This window comes from Solirubrobacter ginsenosidimutans, from assembly GCF_027587205.1.
The window spans coordinates 148,801-175,700 of sequence record NZ_JAPDOD010000016.1 but is presented as its reverse complement, the minus strand read 5'-3'; the positions used below and the strand labels follow the sequence as shown (position 1 = coordinate 175,700).

Here is a 26,900-nt window from a genome sequence, read left to right as displayed (position 1 = left end):
GCCGCTTGCCGGCCCGGCGTCCGCGTCGCCGCTCGCCGCAGGCGCCGCCCCCGCGACCGCGTCGCCGCTCACTGCCGACGCCGGCCTCGCCGGCTCGCCGTCGCCGTTCGCCGCCGCCGTCGGTCGCGCGCTCGCCGACCACGCGACCGCGTCTCTCGCCCGCGTCCCCTCGACGCCCGCCGCGCCCGTCACCCAGCCCGCGGGCGGCGTGCCCGCCAGCGCGACCCAGGACGTCGCCAACCCCGCCGCGCAGCCCACCCGCTCGGCGCAGACGGGCGGCAGCCAGGACGAGTGGTACGACGATGTCGTTCGCAACCACCTCGGCCTGACGCCGCCCGAAGGCGTCGACCCGTACGACTGGCTCACCGGCACGTTCGTGACGGTCCAGGTGTTCGGTGTGACTTCCGGGCCGGTGCTCCCGCGCTTCGCCACCAAGCTTCAGCGCGCGAGCGCCCGCGCGGAGCAGATGATCCGCGACCGGTTGACCGCGGCCGGCACGACCGTCGCCGGCGCGCTCACCCGCGAGCAGTGGAACGTCGGCTCGGTCAGCGGCTGGGACGCGGGCCGCAGACGCGGCAGCCACGCATTCGGCCAGGCGACCGACATCGACTACTTCGAGAACCCGTACGTCGCGCACGAGGCCGGAACCGCCGAGCAGGCGGTCGACGCCCAGACCGGCCCGGGGTACGACCGCGCGGTGATGCTCTTCGGCGACGGCACGCGTGTGCTGTCCGTCGTGCCCAACGACGCGGTCGGGACGGGCGCGGATCGCATCCAGCGGCCCGACCGCATCACCAACACGCCCCGCCCGGCGGCGGCCAACGACGCCGCCGGCCGCGAGCGGCTCTACGCCCAGACGATGACGACCTACAACAATCTCGCGTCGGACTCGAGCGCGATGCAGCGCTACTTCGCCCTCGTCTACCCGCCGCCGGACCTGACGTCGTCGACCCCCACGGCGGCGACCCCGCACGACATCGACGCCGCCGCGGCCCAAGCCCTGCTGCCGCGGATCCAGGCTCTGCCGCCCGTGGCGCAACAGCGCCTCTTCGACGGCCATGTTCCCGACCCGCTGGACGCAGCCGGCGTCGCCACGGCGCTGCGCCCGCTGATCGAGCGCGACTACGAGCGCATGGGCGGCACCGCCACCAACGCCGGCACCGCGGGCGACCGCCCGTTCGCCACGCGCGGCGCGGCCGCTCAGCGCGCCCAGCGCGACCCGCGCCGCGGCTTCATGACGCTCCCGTTCGAGGTCGTCTTCTCACTCAGGGCCGAGGGCCTGCGCTGGGGAGCGTGCGACCTCGGCGGCGCGAGCGGCGACATCCAGCACTTCGACGACGGCGCCGCGCACGTGATCCCGCAGCGCCCCGCCTAGAAGGGCGGGATGAACGTCAACTGCGCGGGGTGGGGAGGGGGAGTGGCGAGCACTTCGTTGCTGTCTGCCGTCGTCCGCCGCGCGGCTCGGCTCGGTTGTCTCGAAGTGCCGTGCCGGGATACCGACAATTGCGGGCGTGGGACTGAAAGTGTGTCCCGCACACGCCGTGTGACGGTCGCCGTGGTCGACCGTGCGCGTTTGAGGTACGGATCGCGGGTCTCGATCAGGTTCGCGCTGTTCGACGTGGCGCGCGGGTGGGGGTGCGGAACGAGAGCTGCCTGCGAGGCAGCTCTGGTTACACACCCCCTCGCCGATGACTGATCGGCGAGCGTGAGAACGCCCTTTCTGTCTCCGTGGCCCGTACCTTGACGGTCAGTCTCGACCACCGCCCGAGATGGGGAGGCCGGCCACCCAGCGGATCACGGCGAGCCAGCGAACGGCTCCATCCACCGCAGCGGCCCCCTCCCTCACCGGAGCAGTTGACTTTCGTCCCTCTAGCGCCGCGCGTAGCGGTGATGCAGCATCAGGTGGTTCCCGTCGGGGTCGGCGAGGAACGCCATGTGGCAGACGCCGGTGTCGAAGATGTCGCCCATGAACGTCACGCCGCGCGACTCGAGCTCCGCGCGGGCGGCCGCCACGTCGTCGACCTGCAGCGCCAGGTGGTTCTTGTTGGGTGAGAACTCGCCGATCTTCATCTTCACCGGGTTGACGACGCTCAGCGTCACCGTTCCCGTGTCGAACTCGGCGAAGTTGTACTCCGGCTTGTGGACCGTGCACGTCAACCCGAGCGTCGATCCGTAGAACTCGACGGCGCGTGCCAGGTCCTCGGTCGGGAGCGACACGAAGTCGACGCCGGTCACGATCGTTGCGGCTTCTGCGGTGCTCATGCCCGGCGACTCTACGCCTCGCGGCGCTCAGCCCAGGGTCAGGAAGACCACGACGCCGACCGCGACCACGGCGGCCACCAGCAGGACGCCGGCGAGCCGCGTGAGACGTCTGGCCGCGCGGCGGCGCCCGGGTTCGAGGACGCTCATGCGGGGCGGTTGGGCGCGGCGGGGCGGCAAGCTGCGAGCGATCTTATGTTGCCGGCGCAACTGTTCCAACTGGCGGTTCGCCCAGGCCGATATGAACGTTCGCCAAACTTTTGAAAGATTCGGGTCCAGTTCTGCCCCACTCCGGCCGATGCACCGGCTGTGGATCAAGTTTCCGAGTATCTCCCGATGTTCTTGGCCGAGGGCCGCGAGCATCTCCAGGAGCTCAACCTCGCGGTCGTGCGCATTGAGGAGACCCCGGACGACCGACAGACGGTCGACGAGATCTTCCGCATCGCGCATTCCCTGAAGGGCATGAGCGCGACTATGGGCTTCGCCGGCATGGCGGCGCTCACTCACGAGATGGAGGACGTCTTCGAGCTCCTCCGTCAGCGTAAGAACGGCCTGCAACGGGCCGAGATCGATGTCTGCCTCGAATGCCTCGACATGCTCGAGGCCGCCGTCGACTCGATCGAGACCGGCGGGGCCGAGGACATCGCGCCCGAGGCGCTGATCGAGCGTCTGCGGACGCTCATCCGCGACGACGAGGCGGCTCCGGCGGAAGCTCCGCCCAGCGCCCTCGACCCGCCCTCGGACCTGAGCGAGATGGCCCAGGGCCGCCGCGTCGTCCAGGTCGCCGCGTCGCTGCGCGACGACGTCGACATGCCGTCCGTGCGCGCCTACATGGTCCTCGCCGCCGTCGCCAAGCTGGGGGAGACGCTCGCCTGCGTCCCGGCCCCCGCCGACGTCGACACCTTCGACGGCCGCGAGATCGTCGCGTGGGTCGTGAGCGAGAACACCGACGGGGAGCTGCACTCGGCCGCCGCGGGCGTTCCGGACGTCGCCATGTGCGAGGTCACCGAGGCCGTCGCCGACGCCGCCGTCGACGGGGTCGAGGAGCCCGCGGCCGCGACCGTCGCCGCGCCCACGGCCAAGCCCGACAGCACCAACCGTCCGCACCACGGCTCCTCCACCGTCCGCGTGGACGCCGAGCGCCTCGATCAGCTGATGCACGCGATGGGCGAGCTCGTCCTCAACCGCACCCAGGTCGAGGTCCTCGCCGCGCAGGCCGACGTCCCGGGCCTGCAGCAGGCGATCCAGGGCCTCACGCGCACCTCGCACGCCCTCCAGTCGATGGTGATGCAGGTCCGCATGATCCCGGTCGAGGCCGTCCTGCTGCGCTTCCCGCGGCTCGTCCGCGACCTCAGCGTCAAGCTTTCCAAGCAGGTCGAGCTGGAGCTCGTCGGCAAGGACACGGAGCTCGACCGCAGCGTCGTCGACTCGCTCGGCGACCCGCTCGTGCACCTGATCCGCAACTCGCTCGACCACGGCCTCGAGGGCGTGGCGGAGCGCGAGGCGGCCGGCAAGCCCGCGACCGGCAAGCTCACGATCGAGGCCCGCCACGCCGGCGGCAACGTGATCATCTCGGTCAAGGACGACGGGCGCGGCATCGATGCCGAGCGCGTCGCCTCCAAGGCCCGCGAACGCGGCCTGATCGGCGACGAGACGATCGATCTCGCCCGCGCCACCGAGCTGCTCTTCCACCCGGGCTTCTCGACGTCGGACACGACGTCGGACATCTCCGGCCGCGGTGTCGGGATGGACGCCGTGCGCGTCGCGATCCGCGAGCTCGGCGGCGAGGTCACGCTCACGTCCGCGCCCGGCCAGGGCACGTGCGCGGAGATCCGCCTGCCGCTGACGCTGGCGATCATGACCGCGCTGATCGTGCAGGCCGACGGGCGCCCGTTCGCGATTCCGCTCGACCGCATCGAGCGCACCGTCCGCACCGCCGACCACCCGGTCCGCAGCGTCGCCGGGCGCCAGATGCTGGTGCTCAACGACGGCGTACTCCCGCTGGTCGACGCCGCCGAGCTGTTCGGCGGGTCGCCGTCGAGCGATGCGGCCTACGCCGTCGTCGTGCGTGGCAACGGCGAGCGCCTCGCGTTCGCCGTCAGCGTCCTGGACGGTCAGCGCGAGCTGGTCACGCGCCCGCTGCCGCCCGAAGTCTCCGAAGGATCTGCGCTTTCGGGAGCCGCCGTGCTCTCCGACGGTCAGATCGCCCTGATCGTCGACTGCGACGCCGTCGCGGAACTCTCCCAACCCCGAGGTGTGGCCGCGTGAGCGACCCTGGCAAACGGCAGACAAGGGCCCAGACGGGTGGCCCAGGGACCCACGGACCGGAGGTGGTCCTATGAGCGCGACCTATAACGACATCCAGCTCGACGCCCTGCGCGAGCTCGCGAACATCGGTGCCGGAAATGCGTCCACGGCGCTCTCCGGCATGCTCGGCCGCCCGGTCGATCTGACCGTCCCCGACGCCCGCGTCGTCCCCATGACGCAGGCGGTCGAGGAGATCGGCGTGCCCGAGTCCGAGGTCACCGGCATCGCGCTGGGCGTCCTCGGCGACATGCCGTCGGTCGTGCTGATGTTGCTGACGCCCGCCGACGCCGCGTCGATCTGCGCGCTGCTCGGCCTCGAGCCGGACTCGGAGTACGCGGAGTCCGCACTGGGCGAGATCGGCAACGTCGTCGGCACCTCCTACCTGAACGCGCTCGCCGGCATGACCGGCCTCGAGCTCGAGCCCACTCCGCCGGCCACGGCCACGGACATGCTCAGCTCGCTGGTGCAGACGGTGCTCGCCAGCCGCGCCGCGGTCAGCGACGACGCGTTGCTGCTGGACTCGAGCATGATCGTCGAAGGCGAAGGCTGCTCGATCGTCTTCCTGCTTTCACCGGACCATGGTGGTGCCGGGGAGCTGCTCAGCCGCCTCGGAGTGTCATGAGCGACACGATGGTCCGCATGGGCGAGCTCGCCGCGTCCAAGACAGTGGGCGACATGCTGGTCACGCTCGGTCTCGGCTCGTGCATCGGCCTGGTACTGCTGGACCGCCGCATGGGCGTCGCCGGCCTCGCCCACGTCGTGCTGCCCGAGTCCACCGGCCACGCCGAAGTCAACCGCTTCAAGTTCGCGGATTACGCGGTACCTGAGCTGATCAGGCGGGTCGTCGCGCTCGGTGCGCGCCGCCCCATGCTCGAAGCCGTCCTCGTCGGGGGCGCGAGCATGTTCGCCTCGATCGGCGGGTCGATGGAAGTCGGCGCCCGCAACGAGGCCGCCGTCAAGGCCCAGCTCGCCACCGCCCGCATTCGCGTCCACGCCTCCGCCACCGGCGGCAACCGTGGCCGCACCGTCCGCGTCGACCCGAAGACCGGCATCGTGCTGGTCCGCGAGGCCGGCTCCAAGGACACCCAGCTTTACCCCGCAACCCTCAACAAGCTCCCCACTCGTACTCTTCAGGAGGTGGCCTGACATGGCCCGTGTCCTCGTCGTCGACGACGCCGCGTTTATGCGCAAGATGGTGTCCGACGCCCTCGCCAAGGCCGGTCATGAAGTGATCGGCGAGGCCTGCAACGGCGTCGAAGCCGTTGAGTCGTTCCGCGCACTCAAGCCCGAGCTCACCACGCTCGACATCACGATGCCCGAGAAGGACGGCCTCCAGGCCCTCGGCGACATCATGACCCTCGACCCCAACGCCCGCGTGATCATGTGCTCCGCGCTCGGCCAGGAGTCCAAGGTCCTCGAGTCGATCAAGCTCGGCGCCCGCGACTTCGTCGTGAAGCCCTTCCAGCCGGCTCGCGTGCAGGAAGCGGTGGCCAAGGCCCTCGCGTAAGCAGCCGTTCGAAGTTCCCCGAAGGCCCGCCTCTGCGCGGGCCTTCGGCGTTTAAGGGCAGCGCCGAGTTCGGCGAACTACGGAGTGCCGCTGCGGGTTCTCCGCACACCTCGAGGGGAAGCCGTAACGACGGACGCGAGCGGGGTCGTTGTGAGCGAAAGCATCTACCGCCACAGCACCCGGAGCCGAATGCGCAAATCCATCACGTCCATCATCACCCCGGCCGTCACAGTCGCCGTTGAGGTGCACTCATGAGCCCGGACGAATGGACGGACCACGTCGAGGCCAACGTCACCCCGGTCGTGGGCCTGATCGTCTGCGACATCCCGGACCGGCGCGGCAACTTCACCTGCCTGGCGGTGACTGAGCGCGGCTCGTACATCTCGCTGAGCCAGGTGGCGAACTAGTTGGGCGAGAGCAAGGTCGGTCGGGCACAGCCCGACGAACCTTGCACTCGATGGTCAGGCGAGGACGAAGCGGCCGACGAGCGTGTCGAGCTCGGCGGCGGTGGTGGCGAGGCTTTGGGCCGAGGTGGCGATCTCGGCGGCGGAGTCGCCCGTCTGGACGGTGGAGGCGGAGACCTCCTGGGCCGCGGCGGAGGACTGCTCGGCCACGGCGGCGACGTCTGAGACCTCGGTCTGGGCGCGTGCGGCCTCGGCGGCGATCTGGCCGACGGCGGCCGAGATGTCGGTCACGCGGGCGGCCATCTCCTCGACGGAGGTGCCGATGTCCTCGAAGGCGCGGCGGGTCTGGGCGACGGTGGCGACGCCGTCCTCGATGTGGCGGTGGCCTTCGTCGACGGCTTCGACGACACGGCCCGTCTCGACCTGGATCTCTTCCACGAGATCGGAGATCTGGCCCGCGGCCATCCTGGACTCCTCCGCGAGGTTGCGGACCTGCTCGGCGACGACCGCGAACCCGCGGCCCTGTTCGCCGGCGCGGGCGGCCTCGATCGCGGCGTTCAGCGCCAGAAGATTGGTCTGCTCGGCGATCGTGGTGATCGTCTCGACGATCCCGCCGATCTTGCGCGAGCGGGCGGAGAAGTCGTCCATCGCCGCTTCCACGCGCTCGGAGGAGGTCGCGATGCGGCGGATGCTCTCGCTCGCCTCCTCGGCGGTGCGGGCGCCGTCGACGGCGGCGCGGCGGGCGGTCTCGGCGGCCTCGGTGGTCGCGAGGGCGATGCCGGCGCTCGACCCGGCGGCGCGGGCGGCTTCCTCGACCGCGGCACGGGTCGAGTCGACGAGCCGGACCTGGCGCTCGGCGCCCTCGGCGACCTCGGTGACCGCCCGGGCGATCTCGTTGACGGCGCGGCCGGCGTCCTCGGACGTGGCGACCATCTGCTGCGAAGCGGCGGAGACCGTGCTCGCGTTGGCGGAGACGGTGCCGATCAGCGTCGCCAGCTCGCCGCGCATGCGGTTGTAACCGTCGATCGACGCTCGCGTGCTGTCGAGGATCTCGTTGGTCGCCACCGCGATCTGGCCCAGCTCGTCGCGCGACATCACGGCGATCGGCGCCGTCTGCGGCGCGATCTCGACCGTCAGGTCGCCGCCGGCCAGCGCCTCGAGGGCGCCGGAGAGCTCACGCGACTCGTGGTCGCGCAGCCCCGCGAGCCGCTCGGCGATGTCCGCGACCCCGCGCCGCGTGGAGACGAAGAACCCGAGAAAGAGGAAGACGGCGACGACGGCGCCGAAGAGCACGATCACGGCGACGCGGTTGCGCGCAGCCGAGAACTTGGCCATCCGTGCGACGAGCAGCGCGTCCAGGCGCGGCGCGGCGGCGCGCTGCAGCGCCTCGATCGCCGCCAAGCCGCGCGCCCCGCGCGCGACGTTGTCGGTGGCGACCTTGCCGGAACCGGTGGGATCGACGCCCGCGGCCACCTGCTCGGAAGCCGCCGATGCACCCGCGAGGGAAATCGCCAGCGCCGGCTTCAATCCGGTGTCGGCGGTCTCCTTGAACGCCGTCTGCAGCCCGGAGGCCATGGCGGCGGTCGTCGAGCGCAGCGCGCCCTGGGCGCCCGCGAGCGCGATCCGCTGGTCGAGCGTGTCGCCCTGGGTCACGATCGTCTGCAGATCACCGGCGCGGCCCGCGTTGTCGGCCATCGCCGGCAGCTTCGTGACCAAGGTGTCCATCACGTAGTACGAATCCAGATCGGGGTCGAGGATCAGCTTGGAGCCATCCCCCGCGGAGACGATCAGGCCGACCGCGGCAGCCGCCGCGGCGTCGTAGGACTTCTGGTCATGCGCCGCCAGCACCGTCTTGCGCGCGGTCTGCCAGCTGTCGGTCATCCCGATCGTCGCGCCGTCGGCGCGATCGACCCGGTCGACGGCGGCGACCGCCTGCTTGACGGCCGCGACCGCACCCGGGAGCGCGGCGCGCGCCTGCGGGTCACCCGCGGCCGCACGCACCACGACACCGCGCGCCGCGACGACCCGCAGCAGCAGCTCGTTGGACGGCCCGAGATAGCGCACACCCACGCGCTCGCTGTCGGCGAACGCCAACGTGTCGCCCTGCGTCTGCCAGTACGCGTGCAGCGCAAAGGCGGCCGGCGCGAGCAGCACCAGGCCGAGCAACGCGAACTTCCGCGCGTAGGTGAGCCGCGACATCAGCGCGGCGGGCAGGTTGAGCGGGTTCATGCGGTGGCTCCCGGCGACGCGGTCTTGCGTCCCCTGGTTATCGGTCAATAACGCCCAGCGTTTAGTACTTGACCCGAAATCTCATTGCGGTCTCACCTTGGGCGGAGTTAGGCTCCGCAGTTGTTGGTGCTTCTCGAGCGAGACCGCGAGCGCGAAATCCTCTCGGCCGCGTTGACCGAGTCGCTCGACTCCGGCCGCGTGGTGCTGGTCGTGGGCGAGGCGGGGATCGGCAAGACCGCACTGGTCACCGCGACCGCCGAGACGATCCACGACCGCAAAGTCCTCTGGGGCGCCTGCGACCCGCTGATCACGCCGCGGCCGATGGGGCCGCTGCGCGACGTCGCCCGCGCCGCCGGGGGAAGGATGCAGGCCGCGCTCGACGGTCCCGGCTCGCGCGAGCACCTGCTCGCCGCCGCGCTGGACGAGCTCGGCGCCTCGGCCGTGATCGTGATCGAGGACCTGCACTGGGCCGACGACGCGACGCTCGACATCGTCGCGCTGCTCGGCCGCCGGCTCGTCCGCTCGCCCGGCTGCCTGATCCTCACCAGCCGCAGTGAGGCGCTGCCGGAGGTCCGCCGCGTCCTGACCGCGTTCCCGCGCGAGTGCGTGCGCCGGATCGAGCCGACGCCCCTGTCGTCGGACGCCGTCTCGCACCTCGCGCGCGCGGCCGGGCGCGATGCCTCCGATCTGCACGCGGTGACCGGCGGCAACCCGTTCTTCGTCACCGAGGCGCTGGCGGCCCGCACGGGCGAGATTCCCGCGAGCGTGCGCGACGCGGTCGCCTTCCGCGTCAGCGCGCTCGACGATTCCGCGCGCGAGGTCGTCGAGCTGTGCGCGGTCGTCCCGGGAGCGACCGAGCTGGCATTGATCACGAGCGACACGGCCGCGATCGACGCCTGCATCGAGGCCGGCCTGCTGCTCCTGCGCGGCGAGACACTCGCCTTCCGCCACGACCTCGCCCGGCTCGCGGTCGAGGAGGGCATCTCGCCCGTCCGCCGCCGCGAGCTCGACCGGATGGTGCTGCGCGCTCTCGAACAACGCGAGGACGCGGATCTCGCACGGCTCGTGCACCACGCGCGCCGCGCGGGCGACGCCGCAGCGATCCGGCGCCTCGCCCCGCGGGCCGCCAAGGCCGCGAGCGCCGCCCGCGGGCACCGGCAGGCGCTCGAGCACTGGGAGGCCGCGCTGCAGGCGGCGGGCGGGACCGACCCCGAGGCGCTGCTGGGCGTATCGACGGAGGCGTACCTGTGCGGACGGCTCGATCAGGCCGTCGGGGCGGCGCGCGCGCTGCTCGCCTACCACGAGGCCGGCACGGACGCGCTGGCGACGGGCGACACGCTGCGCTGGCTGTCGCGCTGCCTGTGGTGGGCGGGGCAAGGCCAGGAGGCGACCGCGACCGGCGACCGCGCGATCGCCGTGCTGGAGGCGTTCCCCGAGAGCCGCGAGCTGGCGATGGCCCTGAGCGCCCGCTCGCAGCTGGCGATGCTGTCCGAGAACGCCCAGTCGGCGATCGAGCTCGGGATGCGCGCCGTCACGCTCGGTCGCAAGCTCGGCGACGACGAGGTCGTCACCCACGCGCTGACCAACCTGGGGACGGCCACGTTCTTCAGCGGCCCGCACAGCGAGCGCGGCCGGGCGCTGATCGAAGAGGCGTTCGTGCTGGCCGCCGGCATCGGGCGCGACGAAGACGCGGTGCGCGCGCTCGTGAACCTGGCGACCGGGACGGCGATGCGCCGCCGCGACGACCGCCGCGTCGACGACGACATCGAGCGCGCCATGCGCTTCGCCCGCGAGCGCGAACTCGACGGCTACCACCAGTACATGCTCGGCGTCCGCGCGACTGTGCGGGTGCGCCGCGGCGACTGGACCGGCGCCGAGGCCGACGCGCACGCGTCGATCGCGATGGGGGAGCAGTTCGGCGTCAGCCAGTGCCCGGCGCTGATCGTGCTCGGCCGGCTGGCCGGCCGGCGTGGCGAGCCGCAGGCGGGCGAGTTGCTCGAGCGGGCGTGGGCGCACGCCGTCGAGACCCAGGAGCTGCAGCGGCTCGGGCCGGCGGCGTCGGCGCGGGCGGAGCACGCGTGGCTGGACGGTGACCTCGACGCCGTCGTCGCGGTCGCGCGGCCGGCGTACGAGCTCGCTTCCGGCCTCGGCGACGTCTGGGCGCGCGCGGAGCTGGCGTTCTGGCTCTGGCGCGGGGGCGCGCCGGTCCCCGCCCGCGAGGACGACCCACCGGCCTACGCGCTCAGCATCGCCGGCGACTGGCGCGCGGCGGCGCAGCTGTGGGACGAGATCGGGAACCCGTATGACCGCGCCGAGGCGCTCTCGGAGGCCGACGACGAGCAGGCGCGCCTGGAGGCGTTGCGAATCTTCGACGCGCTCGGCGCCGAGCGGTCGGCGCTGCACCTGCGACGACGCCTGCGCGCGGACGGCGTGCGGCGGATCCCACGCGGGCCGCGCGCCGCCTCCAAGGCGGGCCCGGCCGGGCTGACGCCGCGCGAGACCGAGGTGCTGGACCTGGTCGTGCGCGGCGCCACCAATGCGGAGATCGCCCAGGCGCTGGTGATCACGCCCAAGACCGTCGATCACCACGTGTCGGCGGTCCTGGGCAAGCTCGGCGTCTCCTCGCGGCGTGAAGCCGGCGCCGCGCTGGAGCGCCTGACCGCTTCGGTCTAGACCCGCGTGCCGACGGCGAGCAGGTACTCCATCGCGAAGCGCGCCTTGGTCTCCGTGCCCGTGTTCCACTCCTCGCAGAACGCGTCGAGCGCGGCGTCGAACTCGTCGGCGCGGCCGTTGCGCTCGGCGTTGGCGCGGATGCCGATCGTGGGGCCGTAGCGCGCCTTGAAGAACTCGCCGTAGTCGCGCGGGCGCTGGAACGCGGTGATGTCGAGCACCTGGCGCTCCATCGAGCGCCACTCGACGCGGTCGCCCATCAGGCCCTGGAGGTGCGTCTCCGACCCCCACAGCGGGGGCGGCGAGGCGCCGGCCGGCGGCGGCGGGGCGAACTGGCCCATCAGCCGGAACAGGCCGCCCAGCATGCCGTCCGGCGTCCAGCTGAGCAGGCCGATGGTGCCGCCGGGGCGACACACGCGGGCCAGCTCGTCGGCGGCCTGCTGGTGGTGGGGGGCGAACATCACGCCGATCGAGGACATGACGATGTCGAAGGACTCGTCCTGGAACGGGAGGTGCTCGGCGTCGGCGGTCGTCCACGTGAGCTCGGTGCCGGCGGCGTCGGCGAGCTTGGCGCCCGCCTGCAGCAGCTCGGGGGTGAGATCGGTGGCGGTGACGTAGGCGCCGCGCTGGGCAGCGGGGATCGACGCGTTGCCGGTGCCGGCGGCGACGTCCAGCACGCTGACGCCGGCGCCGATGTTGCACGCCTGCACCAGTCGCGGCCCGAGCGGGAGCAGGAAGGTCTCGACCATCTCCGGGTAGTTCCCGGAGGCCCACATCGCGCGGTGCTTGGCTTTCAGTTCTCGGTCTGCGTCGGTAATGGCTGACATGAGACGACGCTACGACCGCCGAGATAGGGGGCGCATCGGGAGGCATTCCCTATCTTGGGCGGCGGCGACGAAGCACCCGCCCGTGAGGGGAAGATGAACAGCTGATCCGGCAGGTCCGAATTCGGACCGTCGCACCGCTTGCCACTTCCGCCGCGCGCCGACATTATCCCTCGCGGGATGCGTCTTGATGACTTCCTTCAGCACTTCGTGAACGCGGCGGCCGCAGCCGACCGGCGCTACGTCCGCACGCAGGACCCGCGCGACGTCCTCGCCGGGATCACGGTGTGGGAATCGCTCGTGGACGGCGGCGGGCTGGAGGAATTGCCCGCTTCGATGCTGATCGAGGCGAACCTGGCGGCGTCGATGCTCTACACCCGCCGGCACGAGGTGCATCGGTCCGAGGAGGACCTCGATCGCGCGCTGCGCTGGCTCGACGAGGCGCGCGCCTACATCGTCCCGGGTTCGTTTGCGGACCTGCAGGCGCGGATGTCGCTCGCCGCGATGCTGATGATGCGCTTCCGCGCCCGACATGGCGCGCATGACCTCGATCGCGCGATCTCGGTGTGGACCGGCCTGATGGACACCGAGGCGGGGCCCCTGGCGGCGGCGAATCTCGGGCGCGCGCTGCTCGCCCGTCACGCCACGACCGGTGACATCGCCGACCGCCGCGAAGGGCGCCGCCTGCTCGGCATGGCCACGGCGGAGATGCCCGCCGATCACCCCGCGCGCGCCGACGTCGAGCTCGCGCTCCGCGCCGCCGGATAGCGCTTCGTAGGTCTGGGAAGATCCAGGCCTTGTGAACTTCGACGCGATCACGGTGGGTCCATGCGACTGACGGTGGCTCAGGCGCTGGTGCGGTTCTTGAGCGTGCAGTTCAGTGAGCGCGACGGCGTCCAGCAGCGGCTGATCCCCGCCTGCTTCGGGATCTTCGGGCACGGCAACGTCGCCGGCGTCGGCCAGGCGCTGCTGGAGGAGACCGAGGCGCTGCCCTTCTACCACGCCCGCAACGAGCAGGGCATGGTGCACACCGCGGTCGGCTACGCGCGGATGCGCAACCGGCTGCAGACGCTCGCGTGCACCTCCTCGATCGGCCCCGGCGCGACCAACATGGTCACCGGCGCGGCGCTGGCGACCATCAACCGCCTGCCGGTCCTGCTGCTCCCCGGCGACGTGTTCGCCAGCCGCGCGTCCGGCGCCGTGCTGCAGCAGCTCGAGGACCCGACGGGGTTCGGGATGACCGTCAACGACACGCTGCGGCCCGTCTCGCGCTACTGGGACCGCGTGGAGCGGGCGGAGCAGCTCGTCCCGGCGCTGCTCGGCGCGATGCGCGTGCTCACCGACCCGGCGGAGACCGGCGCGGTCACGCTCTGCCTGCCCCAGGACGTGCAGGCCGAGGCCTACGACTGGCCGCCGGAGCTGTTCGACAAGCGCGTCTGGCGCGTGCGGCGCCCGGTCCCTGAGCCCGAGGTGCTGGCGTCGGCCGCCGGACTGCTCCGCCACGCCCGCAACCCGCTGATCGTCTCCGGCGGCGGGACGATCTACGCCGGGGCGACGGACGCGCTCGCCGCGCTCGCGGCCGCGACCGGCATCCCGGTCGCGGAGACCCAGGCGGGCAAGGGTTCGCTGCGCTACGACCACCCGCAGTCCGCAGGCGCGATCGGCGCGACCGGCACCACCGACGCCAACGCGCTCGCCCGCGAAGCCGACGTCGTCCTCGGCGTCGGCACGCGCTGGAGCGACTTCACGACCGCGTCGCGCTCGATCTTCGCCAACGAGGACGTGCGCTTCATCAACCTCAACGTCGCGCCGGTCGACTCCACCAAGCACTCCGGGCTTCCGCTGCTGGCCGACGCCCGCACCGGGCTGGAGGCGCTCACCGAAGCGCTCGAGGGATCGTCGTGGAGTACGCCCGAGTTCACGTGGGACGCGGTCGTCGAGCGCGCCTACAACCTCGGCCACACGCCGCTCCCCGCCCAGAGCGAGGTGCTCGGCGTCGTCAACCGCGTCAGCGGCCCGCGCGACGTCGTCATCTGCGCCGCGGGGTCGATGCCCGGCGACCTGCACAAGCTGTGGCGCACGCGCGACCCGAAGGGCTACCACGTCGAGTACGGGTACTCGACGATGGGCTACGAGATCGCCGCCGGGCTCGGCGTGAAGCTGGCGGCGCCCGACCGCGAGGTCTTCGTCCTGGTCGGTGACGGCTCCTACCTGATGATGGCCCAGGAGCTCGTGACCGCGGTCGCCGAGGGCATCAAGCTCACCGTGGTGCTCGTACAGAACCACGGGTACGCGTCGATCGGCGCCTTGAGCGAATCGGTCGGCTCCCAGCGCTTCGGAACGAAGTACCGCTACCGTGGGACGGACGAGATCCTGCCGGTCGATCTGGCCGCGAACGCCGCCAGCCTCGGTGCGCGAGCCCTCTACTCGTCGAACATCGGTGAGTTCGAGAGCGCGCTGCGCAGGGCGGTGGCGTCGGACCGGACGACCGTCGTGCAGATCGAGACCGACCCGCTCGTCCCGGCGCCCGATTCCGAGGCGTGGTGGGACGTGCCGGTGGCGGAGATCGCGGCCCTGGAGACCACCCGAGCCGCCCGCGAGGCCTACGAGCGCGACAAGGCGACCCAGAAGACGTACCTGAAGACATCAGAGACCGTGAGGACCCTCCCGTGAGCACCGTCCAGCTCGAAACGATCGACCACCAGATCGGCGGCCGCGCCACGCACGGCGCCTCCACCCGCACCGCCCCGGTCTACGACCCCGCGACCGGCCACGAGCAGCGCCGCGTCCTGCTCGGCGAGGCCGAGGACGTCGACGCCGCCGTGCAGGCGGCCAAGGCGGCCTTCGAGAGCTGGAGCGACACGTCGGTCACCCGGCGCGCGCGGGTGATGTTCGCGTTCCGCGAGCTGATCGTGCAGCACACCGATGAGCTCGCGCGGATCATCTCGGCCGAGCACGGCAAGACCTTCGACGACGCCAAGGGCGAGGTCATCCGCGGCATGGAGGTCGTCGAGTTCGCCTGCGGCGTGGCCGAGCTGACCAAGGGCGAGTTCTCCGACCAGGTCTCCACCGACGTCGACCTGCACTCCTTCCGGCAGCCGCTGGGCGTGTGCGCGGGGATCACGCCGTTCAACTTCCCGATCATGGTCCCGCTGTGGATGCACCCGATGGCGATCGCGACCGGGAACACGTTCGTCCTGAAGCCGTCCGAGCGCGACCCGAGCGTCTCCAACTTCATCGCCGACCTCTACAAGCAGGCGGGTCTGCCGGACGGCGTGTTCAACGTCGTCCACGGCGACAAGGTCGCGGTCGACGCGCTGCTCGACCATCCGGACGTCGCCGCGATCTCCTTCGTCGGCTCGACGCCGATCGCCAAGTACATCCACGAGCGCGCGTCCGCGGCCGGCAAGCGCGTCCAGGCGCTCGGCGGCGCCAAGAACCACGCGATCGTCATGCCCGACGCCGACCTCGACTTCGCCGCCAACCACCTGACCGCCGCCGGCTTCGGCTCGGCCGGCCAGCGCTGCATGGCGATCTCGGTCGCGGTCGCCGTCGGCGACGCCGCCGACGAGCTGGTCGAGAAGCTGCGCGCCAAGGCCGTCGCGATCAAGGTCGGCCCGGGCCTGGAGCCCGACTCCGAGATGGGCCCGGTGGTCACCGGCGCCGCCCGCGACCGGATCGTCGACTACATCGGCCGCGGCGAGGGCGACGTCGTCGTCGACGGCCGCGAGCTCGACATCGAGGGCGAGGGCTTCTGGGTCGGCCCGACCCTGATCGACAACGTCACCACCGACATGTCCGTCTACACGGACGAGATCTTCGGCCCGGTGCTCGGCGTCGTCCGCGTCGACACCCTCGACGAGGCGATCGACCTCATCAACCGCAACACCTACGCCAACGGCGTAGCGATCTTCACCGCCTCCGGCCAGGCCGCCCGCACCTTCCAGCGCAAGATCCAGGTGGGCATGATCGGCGTCAACGTCCCGATCCCGGTCCCGATGGCCTTCTACTCCTTCGGCGGCTGGAAGCAGTCCCTCTTCGGCGACCACCACATCCACGGCCCCGAGGGCATCAAGTTCTACACCCGCGCGAAGGTCGTCACGACCCGCTGGCCCGAGTCCCTCGACGCCGCCCACATGCACTTCCCGACCGCAACCTAGTTCGGCGGGGCAGTAACGAAGCCCCGCCCCTTGACCGTATCCGTCGTTTCGAGCTCTGTTTGGACTGTCGTCCGCCGGGTTCAATGCCTAGACGCAGATGCAGTGGCCCGTGTCAGCAGGACGCGAAAGTTCACCAGTTTCAGGATCTGAAAGTGCTCCACTTTGTGTCCCTGAGCTGGCGTAGCTAGCGAAGCTGACAAAGCGTGGTGAGCGCTCGGCCGGCGGGTTGAGCGCGGCGTTTGGGCTCGGGGCCGGGAGCCGCGAGGGACCCGCAGAGGTTCGTGCGCCGCGTGGTTGCGTTCGCCGTCGGGTTCACCGACGTCGGCGGAAAACGTCGGCTCCGCCGTCAGTCCGGCGCTTATCTAGCTGCGTGCGTCCTGTAGAGCAGCGTGAAGGCGGGACACGACGCTGTGAACGTCGGCGAACACGACCGGCTTGGGCTTCTCGTCATCCCCAGATGGAGCTGATCGGCGCCGCGACGATTCGCTCGTCGAGCGCGAACGGGCGCGGTCCGGTGTGCAGCACGACCCCGGCGACGAAGCGGTCGCCTAGCCGGTCGCGCAGCCACACCAGATGCCGCGCGGCGCGCCGGTCAGGCGCCGCGTCGGCCTTGACCTCCACGCCGATCACCCGTCCACCGCCGAGCTCGGCGACGATGTCGACCTCCTCGCGAGCCGACTGGGTTCGGAGATGATGCAGCCGCGGACGGCTGTTGGACACCGTCGATTCCGGGCGCAGCTGCGCGGCCACGAAGGTGTCCAACAGCCGTCCGAGCAGATTCCCGTCAGCCAGGACCCCGGCGACGTCCAATCGCAGGGCGGCGGCGATCAGGGCCGGTTCCGCGACGTATCGCTTCGCCGTGCGCGTGAGCCGCTTGAGCCGGTTGGTCTCCCACGCCGGCAGCGCGTCGATCACGTACAGGCGGGTCAGCAGATCGTCGTAGTCGAGCGCGGTCATCCGGTTGATCCCCGCCGCCTCGTAGATCGTCTTGTGCTCCGCCTCACCCGCGGAGTTCAGCGCGCACGCTTCGAAGTAGCGGCGCACCCTGACGGGGTCTCTCCGGCGGGTCGTCTCCCCGGCTGCCGCGGGTACGTCGCGGGTGAGCAGGTTCTCCAGATAGCTGTCCATCCAGGCCTGGTGAGCGAGCCCGGACAGCCGCAGCGCCGCGGCCGGGAAGCCGCCACGAAGCGCTATCTCGACGTACCCCCGTAGGTCCGGCGTGTCGCCGGGCACGGGCAGGTCGTCGCCGTTGGCCAGCCTGTCCCAGAAGCTCGCGCCCTCGATCTGTCCTGCCTGTTCGCGGACGGTCATTCCGAACATCGAGAGCCGGACGATCCGCCCGGTCGCGGCCCACACGCCGTGATCGAGCTCCGCGCGCACCGGCCCCGACAGCAGGAACCGGTTCCCCGTAGGTTCGGATTCGACGGCGCGGCGCACGGCGCCGAGTACCGACGGGACGGCCTGCCATTCGTCGAGCAGCACCGGCTCTTCGAGACCGCGCAGCGCCGCGTCAGGATCGGCTTCAAACGCAGCTGCCCGCGCCGCGACGTCGAGCCTCACGACGGTGGCGGCGCGTCTTGCAAGCGTCGTCGTCTTGCCCGTCGCCCGCGCGCCGGTGACCATCACGGCCGGCAGTTGCGCAGCGAGCGCGTCCAGTTGCAGATCGACCAGGCGAGGCACGTACGAAGCATCGAGCGCAGGCACGATGCCGGGATACTAGCGCTCTGACACGCGAGATAGTAGCGCTGGTACGCGGGAGATACTGGCGCTCGCCCGCGCTAGACGTGGTCGACGAAGAGGTCGACCTGGAGATCGGCGCCCTCGACGTAGGCGTATGACGACAGATCGGTGATGCCTTCCTCTGCGAGCACGTCCTCGCAGAGGTAGGTGTTGCCCGTGCATTCGCGCGAAGGGCGGGTGAGGATCGTGTAGGCGGCGTCGGCGTAGATCTCGGGCTTGCGGGCGCGGGCCATCGCGGCGTCGCCGCCGAGCAGGTTCTTCACGGCGGCGGTGGCGATCAGCGTGCGCGGCCAGAGGGCGTTTGAGGCGATGCCCGCCTCGCGGAACTCCTCGGCGAAGCCCAGGGCGCAGAGCGACATGCCGTACTTGGCGATCGTGTAGGCGATGTGCGGGCCGAGCCACTGCGGCTTGAGGCCGATCGGCGGCGAGAGCGTGAGGATGTGCGGATTCTCAGCGGTCTTGAGGTGGGGGACGCAGGCCTTGGTGACCGTGAAGGTGCCGCGGGTGTTGATGTCCTGCATCAGGTCGTAGCGCTTCATGTCCAGCGCTTCGGTCCCGCGCAGGTCGATCGCTGAGGCGTTGTTGACGCAGATGTCGATGCCGCCGAAGCGCTCGACCGCGGCGGCGACGGCGGCCACCACCGACTCCTCGGAGCGGATGTCGCCGACGATCGCCAGCGCCTGCCCGCCCGCCGCCTCGATCGCCGCGGCGGCGGTGTACACGGTGCCTTCGAGCTTCGGATGCGGCTCGGCGGTCTTGGCGATCAGTGCGACGTTCGCGCCATCGGCGGCGGCGCGCAGGGCGATCGCGAGGCCGATGCCCCGCGACGCCCCGGAGATGAACAGCGTCTTGCCGGAAAGGGTCACAGCGCCCGACGTTACCGGGCGGCGCGCACCGTGAGCTTCACCTCCACCGTCTTGGTCGCGGCGCCGGACCTGAGCTCCAGCCGCAGCACGAGCTTGACCGCCTTGCCCTTCTTGAGCGCCGGCTTGAGCTTGAGCGTGACCTTCCCGCTCTTGCCCTTGGCCAGCGAGAACGACGCGACCTTCGACCGCGCCTTCGGCTTCTTCGCGGTCGTCAGCAGCGTCGCCTTTCCCGTGAAGGCGAACGCCTCCTTGCTCGTCAACGTGACCACCGCGGTCGTGCGGGTGATCTTGCCCAGCTTCACGTTGACCGGCTTGGCGCCGAACGCCGGTCCCGCGGACGGCGTGGGGGTCGGCGCCGGCGCCGGCTGGCCGGGCTGCTCGACTGGCGCCGCGCTCACCGTGTAGGTGAACGTGCGCGAGGCGGTGTGCCCGAGCTTGTCGGCGGCGTCGACGGTGTAGCTGAACGTGCCCACGGCCGACGTGTCCAGCCCCGCCGGCACCGAGCACGTGGCGACGCCCGAGCCGGCGTCCGTGCAGGCCGCGTCCGGCGCGGCCGCGTCACCCACCGCGTACGCGGCGCCGTCGGTCCCGGTGATCGCCGGCGCGGCGGTGTCGATCCGGACCGGCAGGTGCCCGGTTTCCTCCGCGTTCCCCTTGGCGTCGACCGCGGAGAACGCGAAGTCGGTCACGCCCTCCGCGCTGACCCGCTCCGTGGCCGTGGCCGCCGCGACCTGCTTGCCCGCATAGCGCAGCGCCGCCACGCCGGAGCCGCCCGGGGCGTCGACCGCGGCCAGCGTGACGTGCACCGGCCCGCCGTACCAGCCGCCGACCGCGCCGGCCGGCAGGATGGCGCTGGTCCGCGGCGGGGTCAGATCGCAGGCGCCGAGCGTGATCGTGGCGTCCGCCGTCGCCGGGGCGGGCTCCTGGTTGCCGACGGCGTCGCGCGCCATCGCGCGGAACGCGTACGCCTGCCCGGGGGTGCCGGAATAGGTGCCGGACGTCGCCCCCGTGCCCGCCTGCCACGGATGCCAGCTGAGACCGCTGTCGCCGGAGACCTCGACGTCGTAGGCGGCGATGCCCGACCCGGTGTCCGTGCCCGTCCACGACACCGGTAGCTTGCCGTCGCACGACGCCGTGCTGAGCGTCAGCGTCGCCGCCGGCGCGGTCCCGTCGACCGTGTTCGTGTGAGTGTTGGTGGCGATCGGGGTGTTCACGTCGAACGTGATCGTGGCGTTGGCGCTGATCGACGCGCCCTGCGCGGCCGCGTCGGCCGTGCCCGCCTGGTAGTCGACGTGACCCTGGCCGCGCCGCGTGCCGTCCTCGGGCGGGAGGAAGCCCGCCGTCGGCGACCCGTCGATCTCACCCGTTGCCGGGTCGATCGTCTTCAGCGTCCACGTGATCGATCGCGCTGCGACGTTGACCGCCCCATCGATCCGGACGATGTCCCCGTCAGCCTGCGGGACGTCCTTGTGGTAGCTCGTCAAGCCCGCCGGCACCGGCAGCTCGACCTTGCCCCAGCCGACGCCGCCCAGCGTCACGGTGTCGATGTTCACCGAGGGCGAGAGCGTCGTGACGACCTTGACCACCGTCGCGGGGGCACTGGCCGGCTGCTGCCCGGGCGGGATGACCGATCCCGGGCCGAGGTTCTCGAAGCGGATCGAGTACCCGAGCGCCTGCGAGCGCGGGATCCAGCCCTGCGCGCCGACGCCCTTCGGCCCGTAGATCTCATTCGGGTCGTTGGAGGTGATGTTCTCGACCTGCCCGCCCGAGGTGACCGGCGGCTTCGGCCCGCGGTCGATCAGCTCTGGGCAGTGCTGCTTGGCCTCCGCGTAGACCTTCAGCAGGTCGTTGATCTCGCGGATCAGGCGCTCGTACTGGTCCTGGGCCGTCAGGTAGGCGTCGCCGCGCGACTTGACCTCGTTGGGGACCGCGCGCAGCTCGTCGCTGAGCTCGATCAGGCCTTTGAGCATGCTGATCGTCGAGGACAGGTAGGAGAGCTCGCTGGCCTTGCCGAGCTCCTCGGCCTCGGCGACGGCGAGGATGTCGACCATGTCCTTGAACATCCCGGCCGCGTCGGCGAACGAGAACTGCGAGCCCTGACCGGCGAAGTTCGTCGCGATCGTCCCGAGCATGTTCGCCTGGGTCTGGGCGACCGAGGCGACCAGCGGGTTCACGCCCGCGGGCGCCTTGCCCATCAAGGCGATCGTCGCCGCCATGTTCGCCCCGAGCAGCGCGCTCTTGGACAGGTACAGCCCGACGTCCGCGGCGTTGCCCTCGCCCGCGGCGTTCCACGCGTCGATCCAGCGCTGGAACGCCTTGACCTTGATCTTCTGCTTGAGCAGGATCGTGTCGAAGAGCCGGTCCGCCGTCGGGCAGGGGCCGGGGTAGTCGGCGTCGACGTCGTCCCAGTGCAGGCGGTCCTTCTCGTTGGGCTGCGGCGCCTTGAGCAGGCTCCACGGCTCGTAGTACGCCTCGTAGGCCGGGTCGGGCTCGGGATCGGCGACGACCGGGTAGCCGTCCTCGTCGAGCGTGACCCCCGCGTACGCCGCCGCGCGGGCCGCCTTCGCCCCACCGCCTCCGACGGTGACGGTCTGCGCCTTGGCGCCGCCCGCCTCGATCGAGTACGTGCCCGCCGGCAGCGGGCTGAGCGTGGCCGTGGCGGCGAGCTCGGCGGTCGCGGCCGACGCCACGATGACCCGCGTCGCCGGATCGATCGCCTGGACGATCGCCCCGACCCGCCCGGTGCCGACCTTGACGTCGAGCGAGGCGCCCGTGGTCACGACCGCGGCATCCGCGGTGGTGGTCCCGGTCGCGATCCCGCGCTTGACCAGCGGCGCATACGCAGGCCCGAGCACCCACACGTCGTAGGTGCCGGCGGGCAGCTCGCCGATCGTGTAGCGGCCGTCGGCGCCTGTGACCGCGACGTGCTGCTCGCCGCCCGTCGGCGCCGTCGCGACGACGAGCGCGGTCTCGACCGGCGCGCCGGCGGCGGTGACGCGGCCCGCGATCGACGTCGCGGCGGCCGGGGTGACCGTGACGGCGGTCGCTCCCGCGGCGACGGTGGTGCGCGCCGGCGCCTTGCCGGCCGCTCGCGCCTCGACGGTCAATGCCCCCGCCGGCAGGCCGGTGAACGCGGCGACCCCGCCGGCTCCCGCGGTCCGCTCGGACGGCAGATCCTGCTCGCCGGCCGGCCACACGCGCACCTTCGCGCCGTTGCCCGCGGTCACGTTCAGCGCTCGCGTCCCGAGCGTGAGCGACAGTCCCGGCTGGTCGACGCCCGCCGCGACGGTCACCGTCCGGCTCGCGCGCCCGCTGCTGGGGGAGTCGGCCACCAGCGTGTAGGTGCCGGGCTTGGCGACGCGGAAGCGGAAGCCGCCGGTCGCGTCCGCCGCGGTCGTGGCCACGGCCTTGCCGTCCGCGAGCAGCGCGAGGATCGCGTCGCCCTTGCCGACGGTCCCGGAGAGGTCGGCGACGCCGGTCGTCAGGTCGACCGTGCGCGCGTTCTCGTTGACCGTCGCGGAGCTCTTGGCGCCGCCCGCCTCAACCGCGTAGCTGCCGGGCTTGAGCGGCTTGAGCGTGTACGCGCCGGAGCCGTCGGTGACCGTCGAGGCCGAGCGCGGGCCGTTGACCGCGTTGACGCGCAGGCCTCGGACGGGAGCGCCCGCGGCGTTCGTCACATGGCCCGAGATCGAACCGGTACCCGGGTCCGGGTCGCTGCCCGCGATCGTCTCCGACAGGTAGCCGCTGGGGTAGACCTCGGCGTCGAGGCCCATGAACGCGTGGCCGACCGTGGTCGTCGAGAGGACCTCGACGACGACGGTCCGGGTCGAGAGCGCCGGGATCGTCTCGGCGTCGCCGAGATCGGTGACCGACAGGCGGTCGCTGAACTCGGTCGCCCCGACCGCGCGCACCTTCAGGTCCTTGCCGACGAACCGGACCATCTCGATCCCGACGTCGTTGGCGCCCGCGTTGCGCAGCGACAGGATCGCGCGGCCGACCCAGCCGTAGCGCAGCGAGCTGGGGACGCTGAGCGTCGAGTACAGCGCCGAGGCGCCGCTCTGGACGGTGATCGGCGTGTTCGCGCTGCCGGTCGGTGCGGTCACGACGAGCAGCCACTGACCCTGGGTCGCGCCGCGCATGTCGAAGCGGACCGCGAACTTCGAGCCGTTCTCGGGTCCTGAGGTGATCGTCCCCGCGCGGTCGGCCTCGCCGGCGCGAACCAGCTTGGCGGTCGTGCCGGCGCCGAACCCGCCGCCGGTGACGACGATCGTGGCGTTGCCGGCGACGCCGACGCTCGTCGGCGCGCGGTTGGTGATGCCGACGTCGTCCGGCTCGATGCGCCCGATGCCGGTCGCGACGTCGAGCGTGGCATTGACCGGATGCCGGAGGCGCAGGAGCAGCTGTTTGACGCCCTCGACGGTTGCGTCATTGACGACCGGGACGGTCAGCGTCTGCGTGGTGGTTCCCGCCGGGAAGGTCAGCGTGCCCGAGCTGGCGGTGTAGTCGGCGCCCGCGGCCGCCGTGTCGTCCTCGGTCGTCCAGTCCACGGTCACGGGGTCGGTCGAGGCCTTCGACAGCGTGACGGTGAACGTCAGCGGTCCGGCGCCCTCGAGCGCGTGGGCGTCGCCGATCGTCAGCTCGGACGCGGGCGGCGGCGCGACGCGCCCGGTCAGCAGGGCACCCGTGGTGTCGTGCGAGAGCGTGTAGAAGCGCCCGCCGGTGAGGTTGGCGAACTCCTTCGTGCGGGTCTCGGACAGCACGACCCGGTACTTGTCGACGTTCGGCGTGGGCGTGTAGCCGGCCGCGGTGGCGACGTCGAGCGCCCCGTCGAACGTCGCCGGGCCCTGGACCGTCAGCTGGTCGAAGCTCGTGCCGGCGGCCGTGCCGCCGATGTCGACCGCGAGCCGGCCCGTCGGGGTCTGGGTGTACGACGCGGCCACGCGCACGATCTGGTCGAAGACGTCGTTGATCGCCAGCTTGCCGTAGGTGCCCGCGCGGCCGACCTCGACCGTCCCGGCGTTGGTGACCGGGCCCGTGATGACGCCCGTGCCGCGCAGGCGCCCGCCCAGGATCTGGATGTCGGCCGGGATGCGGGGGCTGCCGAGCGACCCGTCGATGATGTCGGTGAGGCCGCTGGTCTGCGTGTAGCCGCGCCAGGTCGTGAGGTAGGTCTTGTTGATCGTCACCGTGCCGCCGCTGTTGGTGATCAGCGGCTTGTCGGTGAACGACGCGATGCCGCCGAAGCCGTCATTGGCGGTCAGCGTGCCGGTGTTGACCACCCGCAGGTTCAGCGTGTGTGGAGTCCCCTTGGCCGCGGTGATCGAGCCCGCGTTCGTCAGCGTGTAGGGCTGGCCGTCGTCGGACAGCGTGCCGCCGTATTGCGAGTTTTCCTGCCCGACCTGGATCGTGCCCCGGTTGGTCACGTCGCGCTCGGGGACGTAGATCTGGCCGCCGACGGTGTTGGTGCCGAGGTCGAGCTCGGCGTCGGCGCTGACGTCGGCGATCAGGTTCACCGAGTTGGCGATCAGGTAGGCCGCGGTGCCAGGCCCCGAGGGGTCGAGCCGGCCGCGCAGGCCGCTGCTGGAGACCGTGACCCGGCCGACGACGTTGCCGCCCTGGTGCACGAACGTGTTGCCCTCGACGTTGAACGTTCCCGTCGCGGTGATCGTGCCGGCGGTCTGGGTGACGGTCTGGGTCGCGACGCGGAACAGCAGCAGGCCGCCGGCCGCGACGGTCACGTTGCCGGCCAGCTGGTGGTCGAGCGTGTTGCCGTTGCCGTTGACATAGACGGTCGCGTCCGCCCCGACGTTGAATTGCCCGCCGGCGGGGACCGTCAGCGGGACGGCGAAGTGGCGGATGCCGCCGACGCCCTTCTGGACGTCGACGCGGCCGGTGACGGTCAGCCGCCCCGTGCCGGTGACGATGGTGTCCTGCGCGTTGGGGCCGGTCGTGGTGAGGATGATCCGGCCGGCCACCGTGCGCGGCGCGTTCAGCGCCAGCTGAGCCGGCTGACCGCCGGCGGCTTCGGCGGTGATCGTCGCCGCGGCGTTGACGTCGCCCGCGAGGGTGGCATTGCCGACCACGTGGTACGCCGCCGCGCCGGGTCCTGACGGGTCGAGCGAGGCGCCGTTCTGCAGCGCCAGCTCGCCCGGGACGGTCCCGCCCTGGTGCACGAAGGCGTTGAGGTTCTCGATGCTGAAGGCGCCCGCGCCGTTGATCGTCCCGCCGGTCTGCGTGACGGTCTGGGTTCCGGACCGCACGCCGAAGTACGCGCCGCCGGCGACGGTCAGCGTGCCGGCGATCGTGCTGGCGTACGTGTCGTTGCCGTCGAGCAGAGCGGTCGTGAGCGCCTCGACGTTGAACTGGCCGGTGGCCGCGAGCGTCAGCGGGAGCTTGAAGTGGCGCGTCCCGCCCTGGCCGCGCAGGACGTCGATCCGCCCGGTGACGGTCAACCGCTGGCCGCCGTTGATCTCGGTGTCCTGCGCGTTGGCGCCGCCGGTGGTGAACGTCATCCGGCCCGCCATCGTCGACGGCGCGGTCAGCGTCAGGTTCGCGGGCTGGCCGCCGGCGGCCTCGAGGTTGATCGTGCCGGCCGCGTTGACGTTGCCCGCCAGCGTGACGTAGCCGACGACGTGGTAGGTCGCGGCGCCCGGCCCGGAGGCGTCGATCGTCGAGCCGTTCTGGAACTGCAGCTCGCCCGCGGTCGTCCCGCCCTGGTGGACGTAGCGGCCGCCGGTGGTGACGAACAGCGTGACGCCGTTGGCGACCGTGATCGTGCCGCCGGTCTGCGTGATCTGGGCGGGAGCGGTGCTGCCGCCCTGGACCCAGACGTTGCCGTTGGCGTTCCACGTGCCGGCGGTGATCGTCTCGCCCGCGTCGTTCTGGAAGACCATCCGGTTGCCGGCGTCGACGGTGATCGTGCCCGCGGCCGTGTTCGTGATCGGGATGCGGACGTTGCGGTCCGCACCGGTGACGCCCGTGAGCCGCAGCGTGCCCGCGTTCGTCAACCGCGCGGCGGCGCTGAAGTTGGTCAGGTAGGTCGCGCGGAACTGGTCGGTCGAGTCGAACACGAGCGTGCCGTTGTTGGTGTGGTCGGCGTCCAGGCGCAGGTAGCCGTCGTTGGTGCGGCCGGTCACCCGCACGGTCACGCCCGCCGGGATGTTCGTCGTCAAGTCGACCGTGTTGTTCGTCTCCACCGTCGCGCCGGTCGCGCCGGTCAGGTCGAGCTTGGAGTCGTAGGTGCGGAACGCGTTGCCGGTCTGCGTCGTGATCGCGCGCACGCGCATCGTCCCGCCCTGGAACTGCATCAGGCCGGGGTTGTTGACCCTGCCGGAGATCGTCCACGGGCTGTCGGTGTAGCCGGTGCCGTTGAGCAGCGAGTCCGCGCTGCCCGTCGCGAGCGTGCCCGTGCTCTCGAAGGTGCCGTCGTTGCGCTGGAGTTGCAGGCCCTGGTTGGCGCGGAGCGTGCCCGAGTTGACGATCGAGCCGACGATCGTCGGCCGGTTGTTGCCCGCCGGGATCGTCCCCGTGTCCTCGACCGTTCCGTCACTCGCCAGCGGTCCGTAGAGCGTCGCGTTCTGCTCGAGCTGCACCGTGCCGTGGTTGAGGAAGCTCGCGCTGCGCGCGTCGATGTACTGGAACTGCTTGATCACCACGGTCACCCCGGCGCCGACGGTGACGCCCTTCGGCGACGTGCCGGCGGTCACCGTGACGGTGTAGTTGCCCGCCGGCAGACACGCGCGTTCCTGCGTTCCGGGCACGCCGTTGGGCCAGTGGGCGGCCTCATTGAAGTTGCCGCTCCCTCCGGTCCAGTTGCGGTCGCAGGCGGGATCCTGCGCGGCGGCGGTGGTGGCGAAGACGGCGAGAAGCGCCGTCGCGACGAGCAGCGAGCGGAGAGCGGCGACCATGGAGAGGCGAGTCTCTCCACGCCCCCG

General features: G+C 71.7%; 15 protein-coding genes and 1 pseudogene. 10 read left to right on the top strand and 6 right to left on the bottom strand.

All coding sequences use genetic code 11. The features are described 5' to 3' along the window. Positions 1 to 1,375, top strand: a pseudogene (locus OM076_RS18025) (hypothetical protein); the annotation flags it as partial. Positions 1,376 to 1,869: 494 nt separating this feature from the next. On the opposite strand, the gene OM076_RS18020 reads toward OM076_RS18025, so the two are convergent. Next, entirely contained in the window at positions 1,870 to 2,262 is a 393-nt protein-coding gene (locus tag OM076_RS18020) for a VOC family protein (protein WP_270041424.1), read from the bottom strand. Positions 2,263 to 2,595: 333 nt separating this feature from the next. On the opposite strand from OM076_RS18020, the gene OM076_RS18015 reads away from it, so the two are divergent. The 5 genes from OM076_RS18015 to OM076_RS17995 all read left to right on the top strand — a co-directional run bounded on the left by OM076_RS18015 (position 2,596) and on the right by OM076_RS17995 (position 6,480). Further along, the gene (locus OM076_RS18015) at positions 2,596 to 4,527 is read left to right on the top strand and encodes a chemotaxis protein CheA (protein ID WP_270041423.1); all 1,932 of its coding nucleotides are present in this window, start codon (positions 2,596 to 2,598) and stop codon (positions 4,525 to 4,527) included. A gap of 70 nt (positions 4,528 to 4,597) precedes the next feature. Continuing rightward, complete coding sequence (locus OM076_RS18010) at positions 4,598 to 5,188, top strand: chemotaxis protein CheC (protein ID WP_270041422.1); 591 nt, start codon at positions 4,598 to 4,600, stop codon at positions 5,186 to 5,188. Further along, a complete protein-coding gene (locus OM076_RS18005) occupies positions 5,185 to 5,712 on the top strand; it encodes a chemotaxis protein CheD (RefSeq protein WP_270041421.1) in 528 nt (175 codons plus the stop codon). The genes OM076_RS18010 and OM076_RS18005 overlap by 4 nt, the downstream gene beginning before the upstream one ends. A 1-nt stretch (position 5,713) precedes the next feature. Then, the gene (locus OM076_RS18000) at positions 5,714 to 6,073 is read left to right on the top strand and encodes a response regulator (RefSeq protein ID WP_270041420.1); all 360 of its coding nucleotides are present in this window, start codon (positions 5,714 to 5,716) and stop codon (positions 6,071 to 6,073) included. A 251-nt stretch (positions 6,074 to 6,324) separates the two neighbouring features. Then, on the top strand, positions 6,325 to 6,480 hold the full coding sequence (locus OM076_RS17995) for a hypothetical protein (RefSeq protein WP_270041419.1): 156 nt from the start codon (positions 6,325 to 6,327) through the stop codon (positions 6,478 to 6,480). A 54-nt stretch (positions 6,481 to 6,534) separates the two neighbouring features. Here the strand turns inward: OM076_RS17995 and OM076_RS17990 are convergent, their stop codons facing one another. Further along, entirely contained in the window at positions 6,535 to 8,754 is a 2,220-nt protein-coding gene (locus OM076_RS17990; RefSeq protein ID WP_270041418.1) for a methyl-accepting chemotaxis protein, read from the bottom strand. Between the two features lie 78 nt (positions 8,755 to 8,832). Here OM076_RS17990 and OM076_RS17985 point away from each other — a divergent pair, with 78 nt between their 5' ends. Beyond that, positions 8,833 to 11,379 (top strand): ATP-binding protein, encoded by a 2,547-nt coding sequence (locus tag OM076_RS17985; RefSeq protein WP_270041426.1) that lies wholly within the window; start codon positions 8,833 to 8,835, stop codon positions 11,377 to 11,379. Here the strand turns inward: OM076_RS17985 and OM076_RS17980 are convergent. After that, positions 11,376 to 12,203, bottom strand: a complete 828-nt coding sequence (locus OM076_RS17980) for a class I SAM-dependent methyltransferase (protein ID WP_270041417.1) — start codon at positions 12,201 to 12,203, stop codon at positions 11,376 to 11,378. The two genes, OM076_RS17985 and OM076_RS17980, sit on opposite strands and share 4 nt — an antisense overlap. A 138-nt stretch (positions 12,204 to 12,341) precedes the next feature. Between OM076_RS17980 and OM076_RS17975 the strand changes: the two genes are divergently transcribed. From OM076_RS17975 to OM076_RS17965, 3 genes are read left to right on the top strand one after another with little or no spacing between them, the layout of a single operon-like run. Beyond that, positions 12,342 to 12,968, top strand: coding sequence for a hypothetical protein (locus OM076_RS17975; RefSeq protein WP_270041416.1), 627 nt, complete (start codon positions 12,342 to 12,344; stop codon positions 12,966 to 12,968). Between the two features lie 60 nt (positions 12,969 to 13,028). After that, entirely contained in the window at positions 13,029 to 14,873 is a 1,845-nt protein-coding gene (gene iolD, locus OM076_RS17970) for a 3D-(3,5/4)-trihydroxycyclohexane-1,2-dione acylhydrolase (decyclizing) (protein ID WP_270041415.1), read from the top strand. Continuing rightward, the gene (locus OM076_RS17965) at positions 14,870 to 16,360 is read left to right on the top strand and encodes a CoA-acylating methylmalonate-semialdehyde dehydrogenase (RefSeq protein ID WP_270041414.1); all 1,491 of its coding nucleotides are present in this window, start codon (positions 14,870 to 14,872) and stop codon (positions 16,358 to 16,360) included. Before iolD ends, OM076_RS17965 begins: the two co-directional genes overlap by 4 nt. Positions 16,361 to 16,807: 447 nt before the next feature. On the opposite strand, the gene OM076_RS17960 is transcribed toward OM076_RS17965, so the two are convergent. The 3 genes from OM076_RS17960 to OM076_RS17950 form a co-directional block, all read right to left on the bottom strand. Then, positions 16,808 to 18,064, bottom strand: a complete 1,257-nt coding sequence (locus tag OM076_RS17960) for an ATP-binding protein (protein WP_270041413.1) — start codon at positions 18,062 to 18,064, stop codon at positions 16,808 to 16,810. 74 nt (positions 18,065 to 18,138) lie between these two features. Further along, the gene (locus tag OM076_RS17955) at positions 18,139 to 18,966 is read right to left on the bottom strand and encodes an SDR family oxidoreductase (protein ID WP_270041412.1); all 828 of its coding nucleotides are present in this window, start codon (positions 18,964 to 18,966) and stop codon (positions 18,139 to 18,141) included. 11 nt (positions 18,967 to 18,977) lie between these two features. Next, positions 18,978 to 26,873 carry a beta strand repeat-containing protein gene (locus tag OM076_RS17950; RefSeq protein ID WP_270041411.1) on the bottom strand — a complete coding sequence of 2,632 codons (7,896 nt, stop codon included), beginning with the start codon at positions 26,871 to 26,873 and terminating at the stop codon, positions 18,978 to 18,980. Positions 26,874 to 26,900 lie beyond the last annotated feature (27 nt).